This window comes from Flavobacterium sp. KY-23415 (assembly GCF_055384985.1).
In genome coordinates, this window is the sequence record NZ_AP044001.1 from 4,456,719 (window position 1) to 4,472,803 (window position 16,085).

Genomic DNA, 16,085 nt, shown 5'->3' on the forward strand with positions numbered 1-16,085 from the left:
TATTATATATTTGGGTCTTCTTCAACTGATTCAGTTTCATTAGGTGTTTCTTCTAAATCTGATCCGTCAAAAATTTCTTCTCCATCTCCTAAAATAAAATCTACAGTCGAATTTTTCTTTATTTTATCTCCAGCTTTTAAACTTTTTCCATTTATTGAAAGCCCTAAAACAACATCTTTCGCAATATAGTTTCTATAAGTTTTTTTTCCCTCTTTCAAGCCTAATGATTTTAAATTTGCACTTATTTGACGGTATGTTTTTTCTTTGAAAGGAGGCAAAAGTACATCTGTATAACCCCCTGAATTTATTTTTACATATATTTTTCTTCCATCTTTTACCGTTGTTTTTGCTTTTGGATCTTGTTCCACAATAGAATATGGAGGCATATCTTTTCTAAAATCTACCGTGTCTAATAGTAAAAGTTCAAGTCCTAATTCTTTCAACTTTTCATCGGCAATAACAATTTGCATCTTAGATAAATCTGGAACAGGAATTTCTTCGCCATGATGCGTTTTGATATCTAAGAATTTTACCAATAAAAATCCTAAGACAATTACAATAACAAAAGCAATAGCTAATTGTTTAAAAAAAGTTTTACTTTTCAAAAAATTCAGAACACTCATAATTAACAATATTTCAGCAAATATAAGAAATCGAAAAGATTTTTAGTTTGAATAAATAATGTAATTTTGTGCTAGTTCAATTTAAAAATAGTAAAATGAAAAATGTGGCTATTATAATGGGAGGTTATTCGAGCGAATATAAAATTTCATTAACCAGTGGTAGTGTTGTATGTGAAAATTTAAACAAAGAAAAATATAATATCTATCCTGTTCATATTTTTAAAGAAAAGTGGGTTTGCATACTAAACGATGCAGAATTTCTAATTGATAAGAACGATTTTAGTGTTACTATCAACAATGAAAAGGTAACTTTCGATGTGGTTTTTAATGCTATTCATGGCACACCTGGTGAAGATGGATTAATGCAAGCCTATTTGGAATTACTAAACATTCCTCAAACTTCTTGCGATTACTATCAAGCTGCATTAACATTTAACAAAAGAGATTTACTTTCTGTTTTAAAACCCTATGGAATAAAAACAGCCACATCTCACTATTTAAATTTTGGTGATGAAATAAACGTAGCTGAAATCCTAAAAGTAGTGGGATTACCTTGTTTTGTTAAACCAAACAAATCGGGTTCTAGTTTTGGCATTTCTAAAGTGAAAACCGTTGAAGAATTTTTACCCGCAATAGAAGTAGCATACAAAGAAGACAACGAAATCATTATTGAAAGTTTTTTAGACGGAACCGAGGTTTCTGTAGGCGTTATTAACTATAATGGAGAAACAAAAGTATTACCAATTACGGAAATTGTTTCTGAGAATGATTTCTTTGATTATGAAGCAAAATATTTAGGCAAATCGAAAGAAATTACTCCTGCTAGAATTTCTGAAGAATTAAAGCAAAAAGTTGAAGTTATTGCTAAAAAAGCCTATGAAGTTCTAAAAATGAAAGGTTTTTCTAGAAGCGAATTTATTATTGTAGATAATGAGCCTCACATGCTAGAAATGAATACCGTTCCTGGTTTAACAAACGAAAGTATTTTACCACAACAAGCAAATGAAGCTGGAATTTCTTTACCACAACTTTTTGAAAATGCAATAGAACAAGCTTTGCTACGTTAATATTACAAAAACCATAGTCATGAAAAAATACCATCTTCTTTTACTATTATTTGTTGTACAATTTAGTTTTGCACAAGAGAGAACAATTCCTAAAAAAGATTTAGAAACCATTAAATATGAATATAACTGGAAAAACGAACCATATTTAATTGTGAATTATAGATTTCCAAAAGATTATTGTCCTTATGAAAATTATGGTGAACTAGACAAAAGTTATACCTATTTAAATAATAAGATATATAGTAAGATAGATATGAAAAACTATCGTAATGTTTTTATTTATGCCGATAAGCTAGCCGCAAAAAGCATCTTAGATAACAAAACACATTATGACGATATAGGTTTCTATTTCTTAAAACAACTTTCTGAAAATAAAGGAAGTTGCTATGGTGTTTTAGTCATTAATAAAAACGGACAATATAATTATATTCTAGGTGAATATTCTAGTAAGGATATTGAAAACCTAACAAATTCATTAAAATAATAACTATAATGAAAAAAGCTATTTTCCCAGGCTCTTTTGACCCAATTACCAACGGACATTATGATATTATAAAAAGAGGAGCGTCTCTTTTCGATGAAATTATAGTAGCAATTGGTGTGAATGCAGAAAAGAAATACATGTATACTCTTGAAGAACGTAAACGCTTTATTGAGGAAGCCTTCAAAGACGAACCAAAAGTAAAAGTTATTACCTACAAAGGTTTGACGATTGATTTATGTGAAAAAGAAAAAGCCGATTTCATTTTAAGAGGTCTAAGAAATCCTGCCGATTTTGAATTTGAAAAAGCGATTGCGCACACCAATAGAAGTTTATCAAAAATTGAAACCGTTTTCCTTTTAACAGCGGCAAGAACGTCTTATATTTCTTCAAGTATTGTTAGAGATGTTTTAAGAAATGGTGGAGACATTACGAAACTCGTGCCTGCATCTGTAATGAGTAAAAAATAACTCGATGAACTTTAAAACCTTTTTTTCGTTTCTTATTCTATCCAGTTTAATGGCTTGTAATGATAATGATAAAATAAAAAAATCTGATTATTTAACATTAGAAGAGCAAAAAGTAATTGAGAATAATGATACATTAAACACAATTATTACGAGTACCAACTTAACCACTACAGCCAATAAATTAATTCTTACTGGTTTAGATAGTATTCGTTTGGTATCTATGTATAAAATTAGACCCGAAGCCGACAAAAACATCAATTACTCTGAAGACAGTAGTTATTATGGCTATCATGATAACAATGAAGACAGTTATAATTATTTTATGCCTGGTCTAGATATTATTAGTGGCTACAATTTAATTAATATTGCACATTATAATTTAGGAAACAACAAAACCAGCTTCCTATTCAAAAAACCTGTTTTAATAAAAACAGTCTATTATCCAGGAGTTAAAAAAGATTCATTACTTGAAAAACCAATTTCTCGCAATTATTTTATGGTTTCTGCCTATGATGAAGACACCAATAAGGATACTTTAATCAACAAAAAAGATTTACGTAGATTATATCATTTTGACAAATTAAACACAAAGAAAACGCAATTAATCCCTTCTGATTATGGTGTTATTAAATCATCTTATGATTACAAAAATGACATTATGTATATTTATGCAAAACACGACACTAATAAAAACGGAACTGGTGATAAAAATGAAACAATGCACATTTTTTGGATTGACCTAAAAGATCCAAAAGTAGCTAAGAAAATGTTATAAAAAATATTTTTACCAAGTGTTTACTTACAAAATATTAGATTAAAAAAATATTTTCATCGAAAGTTACATATTATTTTCCCTTGCTTTACAAATCATTTTTTCATTTTAGAATTCCATTTGGCACAAAAATTGTTAAATTTGGATTAAAATATTTTACAATGAAAAAAATAACACTTACACTTTTCGCTTTTACTTTATTCAGCTGTGCAGAATTGCAACAAGTTGTTGATCAATTACCGCAAGGAACGCTTCCAGGTCTAAGTCAAACAGACATTGCAAATGGTTTAAAAGAAGCATTAGACAATGGAATTGAAAAACAAGTCTCCAAATTGACTGCTACTGATGGTTTTTTTAAAAATGAAGCGGTTAAAATTTTACTTCCAGATGAGTTACAAACAGTTGATAAAAAACTAAGACAAGTGGGACTTTCAAAATTAGCAGATGAAGGTTTAAAAGTACTTAACAGAGCTGCTGAAGATGCTGTTAAAGAAGCGACTCCTATATTTGTTGATGCTGTGAAGCAAATGAGTTTCAATGATGCAAAAAATATTTTAATGGGAGATAGTTCGGCTGCTACTTCTTATTTACAAAACACTACATCTACTGCATTGTATGGTAAATTTAATCCTGTGATTAAAAATTCTTTTGCTAAAGTGGGTGCTGATAAAGTTTGGAATAACATAATAACAAAATATAACAACATTCCTTTTGTTACCAAAGTAAATCCAGACTTAACAGATTATACTACTAATAAAGCTATGGATGGTGTATTTAAGATGATTGCTGTTGAAGAACAAAGCATTAGATCTAATTTTAGTTCAAGAACTTCTGATTTATTAAAAAAGGTATTTGCTTTGCAAGACAAAAAATAAGAATTAAAATTTTAATACTCGATAACATATATATAACAAATTATTAACACAAATCGACCTAAAATTGTTAGATATTTGCAATGTAAATAAATGAGATAGTATTTCATATTTATATTTGGTTGGTTAAGGTTAGTTAAAAAAAATACCACATCTTTTTTAGGTGTGGTTTTTTTTATCATTAAATCCTTTTCATTTCTACAAATATTGCAATGTTTACTTTTTTAATTTCTTTGTAAATAAGAAATTACTGTTGTGTTAAAAATCTTAGGCTGTTCAACATTAACAACATGTCCGCAATTTTCTATAATGAAAAGTTCTGCTGTTTTAACATGTTTACTAACAACTTGTCGAACTGCTGGAAGAAACATATAATCTTCTTCTCCCATAATATACAACGTTGGAATATCTAGTTCTACTTGTCGGAACCACTTTAATACAGGATTAATTTCAGCAGTGAGTTTAAACCATTTAATAAACTCTTTTTGATAGAGTTTCTTTGCTTCATTTATAAAAAGCAATCTCGACTTTTTATGATTTTTTTTAGGCATAATCACAAAAGCAAAAAATCTATAGAGCACCAAATAAGGAAGAACATATTTAAAAATGTTCCCTAGTTTCATTAGAATTTGCGAACGGAAATTCATTTTTAAAATTGCTCCACCCAAAATCATGCTTTTCACCTTCTCTGGATTCATTTCTGCCAATTGTCGAATAACTATAGACCCAAGTGAAATACCAACAAAATGAGACGACTCTATTTTTAAATAATCAATAACCTCAACAATATCATTTGCGATAGCTTTAAAGGTATATTTTTGTTTAAATGTATTTTTTATTTTTTGAGCAGAATCGCCATGACCTCTAAGGTCTAGAAGTAGCACATTAAAATGTTTTTGAAAATCTCTTATTTGTTTGAACCATATAGAAGAGCTTCCGCCTGCTCCATGCACAAAAGTCACCCATTCAACTTGAGAATGAATAATAGACTCATTTGAAGCGGAAGTGCACTTATAAATTGTATAGTTAATCAATTTTTACATATTATTTTTGGATTTACAAATATAGTCGTTTGCAAACAAAATAACCGATAAACATTTCTTAATTATATGGTATTATGCATCTTTTTGAAATAATCAAATGCTTTTACCAAACGGCTTCCATACCATGAAAACATTTCTCCATCTACAAAAACAGTTTTTGCATGGTGCGTAAAGCGTCCCACTTCAAAAGCATGTTCATCTTTAAAAGGAAAAGGTTCAGAGGATAACAATACATAATCTGGATCACCTTCTAAACGGATTTTCTTTAATGCTACTTCGGGATACCTTCCTTCTTTGTCTTCGTAGATATTTATAAAATGATTAAGTTTTAATAATTCATTAATAAAATTAGAATTTCCAGCTGCCATATAAGGATTTGCCCAAATAAAATAGGCTACTTTCTTTTTTGGCTTGTCTTTTATGAAGTGCTTGAAATCTTCTAAAGCAAATTTTGTTTTATCTATCCATTTTTGGGCATTCGTTCTTTTATTAAACAACACTCCAAAATCATGAATCATTTGTATATTATCTTCAATTGTGAGAATATCAGTAACCCAAACGGGGCATACTGCACGCAACTCTTCAACAATTTCTTTTGTATTTTCTTCTTTATTACAAATAATAATATCGGGTTGAAGTGCTTTTATCTTGTCGAACTTAATGTTCTTGGTTCCACCCACTCTTGTTTTTGTAGCTTTTAAATGAAACGGATGAATACAAAACTTCGTAATCCCAACTATTTCCTCTTCTAATCCTAAATCGCATAATAATTCTGTTTGTGAAGGCACAAGGGAAATTATCCTTTTTGGAGTTTTCTCGAAGGAGTGTTTATTACCTAATTGATCGGTTAATTCTTTCATTAGTTAATTTTTATCTAATGCTTTTGCTATCTTTTTATTATTCATCAATAATACATAACCAACAATAACACTTAATACTTGAGTAATGAGCGAATAATAATCAATTGGTGAGTTACCTATAACACTATGGCTAATTTCATTTTTAAACAGGTTGACTATTTGAAACAACAAATCTGGAATAGGATTCACGATAAATAATAAAGAAATAATTGAAATAGACAATAAAATTATTGAATAGGAGTTTAAATTTCCAATAATGATTTGATCATCATCAAAGTTTTTATCCAGTTTTAAAACCTCTATAACAAAATCTACATTAAACAATAATACAAACAGAGCGGCAATCATTAATAAAACACTACCTAAGAGCACAAGAAAAGTTGATGCATCAAGTCCTTCTATATAATATGTAGAAAATTGAGGAATAAAATAAAACAAAATAGCTATTAAATTATATAATCCAAAAATCTTAATTGTTACTCTAAAAAAATCTCTTTTCGTCATTATATTATTTATTCATAATTAGTTCCATTTCTTGCTGTAATTTCATGGCCTCTTCTCTTGCTTTTTCTGCAAAATCTGTTCCATTAGAAGCATAAATTATTCCTCTTGAAGAATTAATTAGCAAACCTACGTTCTTATTCATTCCGTATTTACAAACTTCAGATAAACTTCCTCCTTGGGCTCCAACACCTGGAACCAATAAGAAACTATTTGGTACAATTTTTCTAATTTCTGTAAAAAATTCTGCTTTTGTTGCTCCCACAACATACATTAAATTTTCTGCATTTTTCCAAGTTTTAGATGTAGTTAACACCGTTTTATATAGTTCTACCCCATCAACAAATTGTGTTTGAAAATCGAATGCTCCTTCATTTGAAGTTAGAGCTAACATAATAGTATGCTTGTTTTCGAAGGCTAAAAATGGTTCAACAGAATCTTTCCCCATATAGGGTGCAACCGTGACACTATCAAAACTTAAATCTTCAAAGAAAGCTTTTGCATACATTGAAGAAGTATTGCCAATATCTCCTCTTTTCGCATCTGCTATGGTAAAAATATCAGGATATTTTTCGTTTATATAATTAATTGTCTTTTCAAGCGATTGCCAACCTTTAATCCCATAAGCTTCATAGAAAGCAGTATTAGGCTTGTAGGAAACGCACAAATCGTGTGTGGCATCAATTATCGCTTTATTGAATTCGAAAATTGGATCTTCTGTTTGTAATAAATAGCTTGGTATCTTATTCAAATCGACATCTAGTCCAATACATAGAAAAGATTTTTTAATTTGAATTTGTTCTGTTAATTGTTGTGTTGTCATGAAAAATTATTGTTGTGCTGCAAATTTACGAACAAGATTATAAATCCTTAGCTTTTATGTGATGAAAACTATTTTTAATTTTTCATTTATTGCCTTTATAAATAGGAATTTTTAGTCCAACATGAACATCAATTGCATCTATTTCTCCAAACATTGCAGACACAATAGAACCAGAACCAATGAATAATGGCCCCGCTCTAAACCCAAAACCAGCCTGAAAACCAGAATATTGAATCATGCTTAAGGGTGCATATATGCTTAACCATTTCGTTTCATATCTAGGTGTTAGAGAAACGGTATTATTCACAAAATTGGAATTTTCTTTTTTAATATCCGCTACGTTCAAATCTGTATTAAAATTCAAATATAGCTTTTTATGAAAATTCCAGTCTGCATTTAAATGCAAAGCTGTGGGCAAAGAAACATTAAACGACTTATTTTCACTAATTCTAGTATAATACGAATCAAAATCATCATTTATTGCATATTCTGCATCTGTATAAGAAGCATTTGCATCATACAATACTTTTTCCCCATCTTTAAACTTTATTGAACCTAAATCTGTAAGAGATAGTCCAATTTTTAACAAATAATCATCTGTATCAGTAACTCTAGATTTTAATTCATAGGTAAAGCCAAGATCCATTCCAAAGCCAACTCCAGAGTTATTTAAAGGATCATCAAAATTCTCTAAACTACGAATATTTCCTGTTTCAATATTTCCTGTTGTGGTTGTCCTGTTTGTTATATCTAAACCTGTATAATCATAACTTACAGACAAATTTCTAGCTTTTACATATCCAGAATGTATTCCTCCTAAATATTTTAAGCTTATCCCTCCTTTTAACGAATACACTTCATTGTCTTTTAAAATTCGAGCGAAAGAAGCACCATACTCTATCCAAGCATTAGAAGCCATGCTGAAATTTTGATTATTGAACGAAAAATCCTGAGTAACTTCGTCTTGAATTTGGTTTAAAAACAAACCGCTAATTTCAGTCACATGAGTGATTGCCCGCACTCTTGTAAAAACGGCAATTGCGTTTTTTTCTCCTAAATTCATCATAAAAGAAGGACCTAGTACATCAATATTAGAATACAAATTATTATTGGGCTTTGGATTTGTGTTTGCATTTTTTTCAAAACTGTAATCATTTTTAAATAGATCTCCTAATTTAACAGTATAATAATCGTTCCCAACAAACAAACTACCAGATGCCAAGTTTATATCTGTTCTAAATCGAGAACCAACAATATTTGCAGGGTTAGAAATCACTGTATTAACACCTGAATAATTATCATATTGGCTTCCAAAAAACGACTGAGAATACATTTCGAATCCAGAAATCAGTCCTAATAAAGCAATTAAAATCTTCTTCATAGTATGTTATTTTAAATTAAAAAAAGGCTATAGATAATTCCATAGCCTTTCAAAGTTATTCATTTTTTTATTAAAAAACTTCTGATTCTTTTAATTTTTCTGTATTTGAAACTAATTGTAATTCATCTACAATTTTTTGAATATCACCATTCATAATGTTCCCTAAATCATACAAAGTTAAACCAATTCTATGATCGGTTACACGACCTTGAGCATAATTATAGGTTCTAATTTTTGCAGAACGGTCACCAGAACTCACTTGAGAAGTACGCTTTGTTGCATCTTCTGCTTCTTTCTTCGCTAACTCCATTTCATACAAACGAGAACGCAATACATTCAATGCTTTATCCTTGTTTTTATGCTGTGATTTTTGATCTTGACATTGTGCCACTAAACCTGTTGGAATGTGCGTTAAACGTACTGCAGATTTTGTAGTATTTACTGATTGCCCCCCAGGACCAGACGAACAGAAAAAATCTACACGAACATCGTTCATGTCAATTTGCACATCAAATTCTTCTGCCTCTGGCAAAACCATAACTGTTGCCGCAGAAGTATGAACACGTCCTTGTGTTTCCGTCTGAGGAACACGTTGCACGCGATGAACACCCGCTTCAAATTTTAAAGTTCCATATACATCTTCTCCTGTAACTTCAAAAATTACCTCTTTAAATCCTCCCGAAGTACCTTCATTCATATCTACTACTGAAGTTCTCCAATTACGAGATTCACAATATTTAGTGTACATTCTATATAAATCTCCTGCAAAAATAGAAGCTTCATCACCACCAGTACCCGCACGAATTTCTACCATTACATTTTTAGCATCTTCAGGGTCTTTAGGAATCAACATGAACTTGATTTCTTCTTCTAATTGAGGTAAACGCTCTTTAGCTTCATCTAATTGCATTTTAGCCATTTCAACCATTTCAGCATCTGAACCATCTGCTATAATTTCATTGGCTTCTTTAATGTTTCCATCAATTATAATATATTCCTCACGCTTTTCTACTAAAGCTTTAAGGTCTTTATATTCTTTATTTAATTGCACATAACGCTTCTGATCTGCAATAACATCTGGTTGTATAATTAAATCCGATATCTCATCGAAACGTTGTTTTACATACTGTAATCTATCTAACATAGCTACTATTAATTTTGGACTGCAAAGTTAAGAAAAAAAACAATCAATTTTGAAGCATAATTTTGGAGTTTTTTTTAATTGAAAACCAAGCGCTTAAATTATATTATTTAAAATAAGTCTAAATAAATTTTGTGGTTTGACTTAACAATAATATTTTTGTAACATTATTTTAATTAAATCTAAATAAAAAACAATAATCTAAAAACATCCGATGATTAATTCTATCAATAATCTAAAAATATATAAAGCTTTTTTTTATTTACTAATCGTTTTAAGTGGAGTAAATGCGAGAGGACAACAAAAAGTAACAGGAATAATTCTTGACGATGCTTTGATACCAATAATGGATGCTACTGTTTATGTTAAAGAGATAAACAGTATGACTATCACAGATGAATTAGGAAAATTCAGTTTAGAATTACCGTCTGGTGAATGGATTTTGAATGTTAGTTATTTTGGCTATGAAAACTATACCGAGAAAATTAACACTAATGATAATAAAGTCTTAAAAATACAATTACAAAAAAAATCTTACCAACTAGCAGAAGTAATCATTCAAGGTAAAACAAAAACTAGCGAATTAAAAGACACCGGTTTTAATATAGAGGTAATTGAAACCAAGGAATTACAAAATTTAACGTTAGATGCCAATCAAGTTCTAAAAACTAAATCAGGAATAAACATAAGAGAATCTGGAGGCTTGGGTTCTAGTTTTAATCTATCTTTAAATGGTTTGACAGGCAATCAAATACGTTATTTCATAGACGGAGTACCCATGGAAAACTTTGGAACTTCTTTAACGTTAAACAATTTCCCTATTCTTCTCTTGGAATCTATTGAAGTATATAAAGGTGTAGTTCCTATTCATTTTGGAGGTGATGCTTTAGGAGGCGTTATCAATATGAAAACTGAAAATAGAAGAGAATCATTTTTAGATGCTTCCTATACTTATGGTTCTTTCAATACAAATAGATTTGCACTGAACACAAAATATTTTAATGATAAAAGAAAACATTACTTCAAAATAAACTCGTTTTTTAACTATTCAGATAATAATTACAATACAGATGATGTGCCTGTATATGACGAGTTAGGAAACATAACAAGAACAACTACTGTCAAAAGATTTCATAATCAATACCAATCTGCAATGGTTTCAGGTGAATTTGGCTTAGTAGATAAATCATTTGCAGATTTAGTAAACATTAAACTTACTTATGCTGAAAACAAAAAAAACATGCAGCATCCAGATTTTAATATCTTGAGACCTTTTGGAGAATTCAATACTAAAAACAAAACACACTTATTTTCTTCTAATTACAAAAAAACATTTCAAAAACTTAAAATTAATGCTAATATAGTTGGAGGTAGAATTCAAGAAACTATAGATGATACTAGTGACAAAAGATACAACTGGTTGAATGAAGTTATTGAAGTTAGAGATCCTAATGATATTAAAGGAGAACTTTTTGAGAGAAGATCTTTATTTACACTTACAGATCTAGTATTCAATTCTCAAGTTTATGCAAAATATCCTTTCAATAAAAATCATGATATATCGATTAACCTTGTACAAAATTATTTAAAAAGAGAAGGAAAAGACACTGTTGACGATCTTAATAACGCTTTCAAAACACCAAGCAAACTACAAAAATACATAACCAGCATTGCTTATACATTTAAAGATAACAATGATAAAATTGATTTTTGTGCGTTTGCAAAAAGGTATCAATTATTTGCATCAATAGCCTTAGATGACCCTTTAGACAATATGGATGAAATTGTACTTTCTGAGCCCAATTTTTCAAATATTGGATTTGGATCTTCTTTAGCTGTACATCCTTTTGATTTCTTAACGATGAAGTTATCCTATGAAAAAGCAAATAGACTTCCTGAGTCCTATGAAATATTAGGAAACGGTGTGAGCCAAAGGCCAAATATTAATTTAAGACCAGAAACTAGCGATAATTTTAATATTGGTACGATTCTACAAAAAAAATTCTCAAACTTTGAATTTCACTATGAGGCAAATATATTTTTCAGAAAATCAATTGATTTTGTCCGCTTTAACCCGCAAGGACCATTTGGTACATTTATAAACTTAGGAAAAGTATTCAGTAGAGGATTTGAAAATAGTATTAGCATAGACTACAAAAAGATAATTAACTTTTCTACAAATGTTACTTATCAAAACATCACAGAGGAAAATCGTTTCAATGAAGGTTTGCCTAATAGTAATTATAAAGGAAAAGTAGCCAATATTCCAACTTTATTTATGAATGCAACTATCTCTGTAAAACCTTTCTATAAAAAATTAGACAATAGATGCACATTATACTGGAGCACTCATTTTGTTGATGAATTTTTCTTAAAAGAAGAAAACGGAGGAAATAGAGGCGATAAAAACATTATCCCTTCACAATTGACGCATGGAATTGATTTAGAATATATTCTTAAAAATAAAAAGTTTAGTGTTTCTGCATCACTAACAAACCTTACAGATGCAAAAATCTACGACAACTTTAGAATTCAAAAACCTGGAAGAGCAGTCTATTTAAAATTGCGCTATTCCTTTAAATAACTTAAATACTATTATCTATGAAAAGTTTTAAAAACTTAAATTATTTTTTAGCAATAGCATTGCTAACATTAGGGTCTTGTAATAATGATGACAATGATTCTAATACAACCGAACAAAAATCCTCAGGAATTACAATGTCATTAAAAAATTCTGGAACCGTAGAAACCGAATATATTGTAAGTAAACAAGATATTATGTCTGGCGAAATTTCGTCAGAAGGAACAGGAATAGAACAAACAGGATGGCGATTTTATTATCCTGTAGGCAAAACGCTATTTGCATCTGGATATAGCGATGACAATCAATGTGCTGGCTATGCTGCAAACAATGATGGTTTTATTCAGCTAAAAGGGCAATTCATATTTGAAAATGCTTTAGAAATGTTCGGAAAATCTAATGATGACAAAACCTTCTTAGCAATGGATATTCCAAGAGTTGGTTATGCAAACAGAAGATTACATTTTATTGATGTTGAAAGTGTATTTGTAAAGAAAATTGTAGGAACAAAAATTTTCGCTAATGAACAAAACAATCAAGTAGCATGGCCTACCGCTTTAGAGGTAAGAGGCGATAAATTATTCATACCTTACCAAGTATTAGATTCAGAAGGTAACTTCACAACACCAGATGCAAACAAAGCCTATGTAGCTATCTATTCCTATCCAAATGTAGGAACAGAACCAGAAAAAATAATAAGCGACGATAGAACTTCTAATATTGGAGTTAATGGAGCAACAACTGGGTTAATTGAAACAGAAAATGGCGATTTATATTCATTTTCTTGTGGAACTGTTAATGCTGGCTTTAATCCTGCATCAACAAAACCTTCTGGAATTTTGAAAATTAAAGCACAAACAACAGAATTTGACAATGATTATTTCTTCAATATCGAAACCGCAACAAATGGAGGAAAAATATTTTGGTTTGATTATATTGGAGGAAATAAAGCTATAGCCAGAATATTAACTAACGATACTGCTATTCCATGGGATGCTTTTACAAGAAGCCAAACAGCTTTTAATCAGAAGTTAGTCATTATAGATTTAGTAGCAAAAACAGTTACAGATGTAGCAAATGTTCCTCTTCATGCTAAAAGATATTCTTCACCCGTATATATTGAAAATGGAAAAATATACGAAAGTATAGAAACAGCAACAGATGCTTATGTATATGAAATTGATATTGCAACCGCAACAGGCAAAAGAGGAGCTAAAATTAATGGTAAAACCATTAAAGGTTTTTATAAATTATAATCTAAAAAAAACTATATAATTTATAACGATTAATCTTTTAACACTTCAAAAGAATGAAAATTTTGAAGTGTTAATCATTTATATGCTATTTACATAATGAAAAAAGATAATTTTAAAAAAACAATTCGTCAAATACATCTTTGGCTAGGATTAAGCACTGGTTTAGTTGTTTTTATAGTATCCATAACAGGTTGCTTGTGGGTTTTTAAGTCTGAAATTGAAAGTCTCTATTCTGACTATAAAAATATTAATCCTATTAACCAAGATTTTATAACAGCTTCAAAAGTTAAAGAAATTGCTAGTAAAGAAAATCCAAACCGTGTTATTCATGGCGTACTATTTGGACAAGCAGACGAAGCATTAGAGGTAATATACTATGAAGCTGAACCTGAATTATTTTATCAAACTTTATATCTAAACCCTTATACTGGAGAAGTCATCAAACAAATAGATAATGCAAATGGTTTTTTTGGATTTATTTTAAAAGGACACGTTCACTTATGGTTACCAAAAGAAATTGGCTCTTTAGTTGTTTCCTACTCTGTTTTACTATTCTTTGTTCTAATAATTACTGGATTAATACTTTGGTGGCCCAAAAAAAGAAAAAATATTGGTCAAAGATTAAAATTTGATTGGAATAGTAAAACACGCTGGAAACGTAAAAATTTCGACCTACATACTGTTCTTGGTTTCTACACATCTGCATTAGCTTTAATACTAACTTTTACTGGTTGCGTAATGGCTTTTGGTTGGTTCTATTATATTGCCTATATAGCTACTGGAGGAGATAAAAACCCAAGATTTGTGCACCCTCAAAATGAAAAAATTAGCACACAAGCGAATGCCGATAATCAACTTGATGTTTTAATCCCAAACTTAAAAAAAGAGTATCAAAATGCTAAGAGTTTTGAATTACATTTTCCTGAAAACAACTCTAGTTCTATATTAGTTGAAATTTGCAATACTGAAGGATTACATTACGATATGGATTATCTCTTCTTCGATCAATATACTTTAAAAGAACTAGAACCTAATAGTATTTACAGTTCATATAAAAAAGCTAATTTTGCCGACAAAGTTATTAGAATGAATTATGACATTCATATTGGAGCCATTGGAGGAATAGTGGGCAAAATAATTGCTTTCATTGCTAGTTTACTTTGTGCATCATTACCAATAACTGGTTTTTTACTTTGGTGGGGAAGAAAATATAAATAGTTTACATTAAAAATGAAAAAATTACAATTAAGAAATCTACATCGTGATTTTGGTTACTTTTATTTAGGATTAATCATATCATTTGCATTTTCAGGAATATTGATGAATCATAGAGAAAATTGGCATCCTGAAGAATATGACGTTCAAACTAAAGAGATAAAAGTTCAACTGCCTGAAAAAGATAAAATAACAGATGAATACGCTCAAAATTTCCTAAAACCCTATGGTATTAATGACACTTACAGACGACATAGAGTCCGAAATGGAGCACTCCGAATTGCTTTTAAAAACACCGATGTGGAAGTAGCTCTGGAGGACGGAAAAGGTGAAATTGTTACCTATAAAAGAACACCAATAATCAGTCAAATGATGAAACTTCATAAAAACACTTCCAACTGGTGGATTTATTTTTCAGATATATTTGGACTATCGCTAATTTTTATTGCCATTTCTGGAGCAATGATAACAAAACATGGTAAACACACTTTCAAAAGAAGAGGTTGGAAATTGGCACTCGGTGGTATTATTTTTCCAATCTTGTTTCTATTATTTGCCTAAAACAAAGAAGAAACTATGATTAAACGCTCTTTTATATTTCATAAAAGGGTTAATGTATTTATTAATAATAATGAAGCTCCTAAAAATAAAGTTGCAATTAATAAATCAATTTAAGGCAATACAAATAACTGCCTTACTTTGCATATTGGTAATAGGCACTTACCTTCTATATACTATTATTGCTTATTTTAAAATAAAAAACAGCCTTCAAAACCCACTAATTCCTGAATATTTAATTCATTATGTAGCTTCTTATTCTCTAAATAAAGGAATTTTCTTGTTGATTGGATTATCCATTCTTTTATTTTTTAAAATTGCAAAGCAAAATCTATTAATTATTATCACAACTATTCTAATGCTAATACTAATTTCCCTAGTCAATCATCAAATAATTGGAAATTGGAATTCCCAAATTAATTAGTCCAAAGAATACAATAA

At 29.7% G+C, this 16,085-nt stretch carries 17 protein-coding genes; 10 read left to right on the top strand and 7 right to left on the bottom strand.

All coding sequences use genetic code 11. From position 1 onward, the window contains the following. Nucleotides 1-2: 2 nt before the first annotated feature. Nucleotides 3-623, bottom strand: coding sequence for a PASTA domain-containing protein (locus ACZ49Z_RS19555; RefSeq protein WP_464305974.1), 621 nt, complete (start codon nucleotides 621-623; stop codon nucleotides 3-5). A gap of 95 nt (nucleotides 624-718) precedes the next feature. Between ACZ49Z_RS19555 and ACZ49Z_RS19560 the strand changes: the two genes are divergently transcribed. The 5 genes from ACZ49Z_RS19560 to ACZ49Z_RS19580 all read left to right on the top strand — a co-directional run bounded on the left by ACZ49Z_RS19560 (nucleotide 719) and on the right by ACZ49Z_RS19580 (nucleotide 4,288). Continuing rightward, nucleotides 719-1,690 (top strand): D-alanine--D-alanine ligase, encoded by a 972-nt coding sequence (locus ACZ49Z_RS19560; RefSeq protein ID WP_464305975.1) that lies wholly within the window; start codon nucleotides 719-721, stop codon nucleotides 1,688-1,690. A gap of 19 nt (nucleotides 1,691-1,709) precedes the next feature. Then, nucleotides 1,710-2,174, top strand: a complete 465-nt coding sequence (locus tag ACZ49Z_RS19565; protein ID WP_464305976.1) for a hypothetical protein — start codon at nucleotides 1,710-1,712, stop codon at nucleotides 2,172-2,174. A gap of 8 nt (nucleotides 2,175-2,182) precedes the next feature. Beyond that, nucleotides 2,183-2,641: a pantetheine-phosphate adenylyltransferase gene (coaD, locus tag ACZ49Z_RS19570; protein ID WP_464305977.1), complete on the top strand. Its 459-nt coding sequence runs from the start codon at nucleotides 2,183-2,185 to the stop codon at nucleotides 2,639-2,641. A 4-nt stretch (nucleotides 2,642-2,645) separates the two neighbouring features. Continuing rightward, nucleotides 2,646-3,416: a hypothetical protein gene (locus ACZ49Z_RS19575; RefSeq protein WP_464305978.1), complete on the top strand. Its 771-nt coding sequence runs from the start codon at nucleotides 2,646-2,648 to the stop codon at nucleotides 3,414-3,416. 158 nt (nucleotides 3,417-3,574) lie between these two features. Then, a complete protein-coding gene (locus ACZ49Z_RS19580; RefSeq protein WP_464305979.1) occupies nucleotides 3,575-4,288 on the top strand; it encodes a DUF4197 domain-containing protein in 714 nt (237 codons plus the stop codon). Between the two features lie 221 nt (nucleotides 4,289-4,509). On the opposite strand, the gene ACZ49Z_RS19585 is transcribed toward ACZ49Z_RS19580, so the two are convergent. The 6 genes from ACZ49Z_RS19585 to prfA all read right to left on the bottom strand — a co-directional run bounded on the left by ACZ49Z_RS19585 (nucleotide 4,510) and on the right by prfA (nucleotide 10,037). After that, nucleotides 4,510-5,319, bottom strand: a complete 810-nt coding sequence (locus tag ACZ49Z_RS19585) for an alpha/beta fold hydrolase (protein WP_464305980.1) — start codon at nucleotides 5,317-5,319, stop codon at nucleotides 4,510-4,512. 71 nt (nucleotides 5,320-5,390) lie between these two features. Continuing rightward, the gene (locus ACZ49Z_RS19590) at nucleotides 5,391-6,188 is read right to left on the bottom strand and encodes an ABC transporter substrate-binding protein (RefSeq protein ID WP_464305981.1); all 798 of its coding nucleotides are present in this window, start codon (nucleotides 6,186-6,188) and stop codon (nucleotides 5,391-5,393) included. 3 nt (nucleotides 6,189-6,191) lie between these two features. Then, nucleotides 6,192-6,692, bottom strand: a complete 501-nt coding sequence (locus tag ACZ49Z_RS19595; protein WP_464305982.1) for a hypothetical protein — start codon at nucleotides 6,690-6,692, stop codon at nucleotides 6,192-6,194. Between the two features lie 4 nt (nucleotides 6,693-6,696). Continuing rightward, nucleotides 6,697-7,512 carry an orotidine-5'-phosphate decarboxylase gene (pyrF, locus tag ACZ49Z_RS19600; protein ID WP_464305983.1) on the bottom strand — a complete coding sequence of 272 codons (816 nt, stop codon included), beginning with the start codon at nucleotides 7,510-7,512 and terminating at the stop codon, nucleotides 6,697-6,699. A gap of 82 nt (nucleotides 7,513-7,594) precedes the next feature. Beyond that, nucleotides 7,595-8,893, bottom strand: a complete 1,299-nt coding sequence (locus ACZ49Z_RS19605; RefSeq protein WP_464305984.1) for a DUF5723 family protein — start codon at nucleotides 8,891-8,893, stop codon at nucleotides 7,595-7,597. A gap of 70 nt (nucleotides 8,894-8,963) precedes the next feature. Next, nucleotides 8,964-10,037 (bottom strand): peptide chain release factor 1, encoded by a 1,074-nt coding sequence (gene prfA / locus ACZ49Z_RS19610; protein ID WP_464305985.1) that lies wholly within the window; start codon nucleotides 10,035-10,037, stop codon nucleotides 8,964-8,966. Nucleotides 10,038-10,248: 211 nt separating this feature from the next. Between prfA and ACZ49Z_RS19615 the strand changes: the two genes are divergently transcribed. The 5 genes from ACZ49Z_RS19615 to ACZ49Z_RS19635 all read left to right on the top strand — a co-directional run bounded on the left by ACZ49Z_RS19615 (nucleotide 10,249) and on the right by ACZ49Z_RS19635 (nucleotide 16,068). Beyond that, nucleotides 10,249-12,618 (top strand): TonB-dependent receptor, encoded by a 2,370-nt coding sequence (locus ACZ49Z_RS19615; RefSeq protein WP_464305986.1) that lies wholly within the window; start codon nucleotides 10,249-10,251, stop codon nucleotides 12,616-12,618. 17 nt (nucleotides 12,619-12,635) lie between these two features. Further along, entirely contained in the window at nucleotides 12,636-13,871 is a 1,236-nt protein-coding gene (locus ACZ49Z_RS19620) for a DUF4374 domain-containing protein (protein ID WP_464305987.1), read from the top strand. 96 nt (nucleotides 13,872-13,967) lie between these two features. Then, nucleotides 13,968-15,089: a PepSY-associated TM helix domain-containing protein gene (locus tag ACZ49Z_RS19625; protein ID WP_464305988.1), complete on the top strand. Its 1,122-nt coding sequence runs from the start codon at nucleotides 13,968-13,970 to the stop codon at nucleotides 15,087-15,089. 12 nt (nucleotides 15,090-15,101) lie between these two features. After that, entirely contained in the window at nucleotides 15,102-15,647 is a 546-nt protein-coding gene (locus ACZ49Z_RS19630; RefSeq protein WP_464305989.1) for a PepSY-associated TM helix domain-containing protein, read from the top strand. 52 nt (nucleotides 15,648-15,699) lie between these two features. Continuing rightward, nucleotides 15,700-16,068 (top strand): hypothetical protein, encoded by a 369-nt coding sequence (locus ACZ49Z_RS19635; protein ID WP_464305990.1) that lies wholly within the window; start codon nucleotides 15,700-15,702, stop codon nucleotides 16,066-16,068. Nucleotides 16,069-16,085: the final 17 nt, after the last annotated feature.

Bases quoted from the DNA above. Each gene is read 5' to 3' on its own strand.
- ACZ49Z_RS19555 (WP_464305974.1), bottom strand. From the start codon at position 623: ATGAGTGTTCTGAATTTTTTGAAAAGTAAAACTTTTTTTAAACAATTA.
- ACZ49Z_RS19560 (WP_464305975.1), top strand. From the start codon at position 719: ATGAAAAATGTGGCTATTATAATGGGAGGTTATTCGAGCGAATATAAA.
- ACZ49Z_RS19565 (WP_464305976.1), top strand. From the start codon at position 1,710: ATGAAAAAATACCATCTTCTTTTACTATTATTTGTTGTACAATTTAGT.
- coaD (WP_464305977.1), top strand. From the start codon at position 2,183: ATGAAAAAAGCTATTTTCCCAGGCTCTTTTGACCCAATTACCAACGGA.
- ACZ49Z_RS19575 (WP_464305978.1), top strand. From the start codon at position 2,646: ATGAACTTTAAAACCTTTTTTTCGTTTCTTATTCTATCCAGTTTAATG.
- ACZ49Z_RS19580 (WP_464305979.1), top strand. From the start codon at position 3,575: ATGAAAAAAATAACACTTACACTTTTCGCTTTTACTTTATTCAGCTGT.
- ACZ49Z_RS19590 (WP_464305981.1), bottom strand. From the start codon at position 6,188: ATGAAAGAATTAACCGATCAATTAGGTAATAAACACTCCTTCGAGAAA.
- ACZ49Z_RS19595 (WP_464305982.1), bottom strand. From the start codon at position 6,692: ATGACGAAAAGAGATTTTTTTAGAGTAACAATTAAGATTTTTGGATTA.
- pyrF (WP_464305983.1), bottom strand. From the start codon at position 7,512: ATGACAACACAACAATTAACAGAACAAATTCAAATTAAAAAATCTTTT.
- ACZ49Z_RS19605 (WP_464305984.1), bottom strand. From the start codon at position 8,893: ATGAAGAAGATTTTAATTGCTTTATTAGGACTGATTTCTGGATTCGAA.
- prfA (WP_464305985.1), bottom strand. From the start codon at position 10,037: ATGTTAGATAGATTACAGTATGTAAAACAACGTTTCGATGAGATATCG.
- ACZ49Z_RS19615 (WP_464305986.1), top strand. From the start codon at position 10,249: ATGATTAATTCTATCAATAATCTAAAAATATATAAAGCTTTTTTTTAT.
- ACZ49Z_RS19620 (WP_464305987.1), top strand. From the start codon at position 12,636: ATGAAAAGTTTTAAAAACTTAAATTATTTTTTAGCAATAGCATTGCTA.
- ACZ49Z_RS19625 (WP_464305988.1), top strand. From the start codon at position 13,968: ATGAAAAAAGATAATTTTAAAAAAACAATTCGTCAAATACATCTTTGG.
- ACZ49Z_RS19630 (WP_464305989.1), top strand. From the start codon at position 15,102: ATGAAAAAATTACAATTAAGAAATCTACATCGTGATTTTGGTTACTTT.
- ACZ49Z_RS19635 (WP_464305990.1), top strand. From the start codon at position 15,700: ATGTATTTATTAATAATAATGAAGCTCCTAAAAATAAAGTTGCAATTA.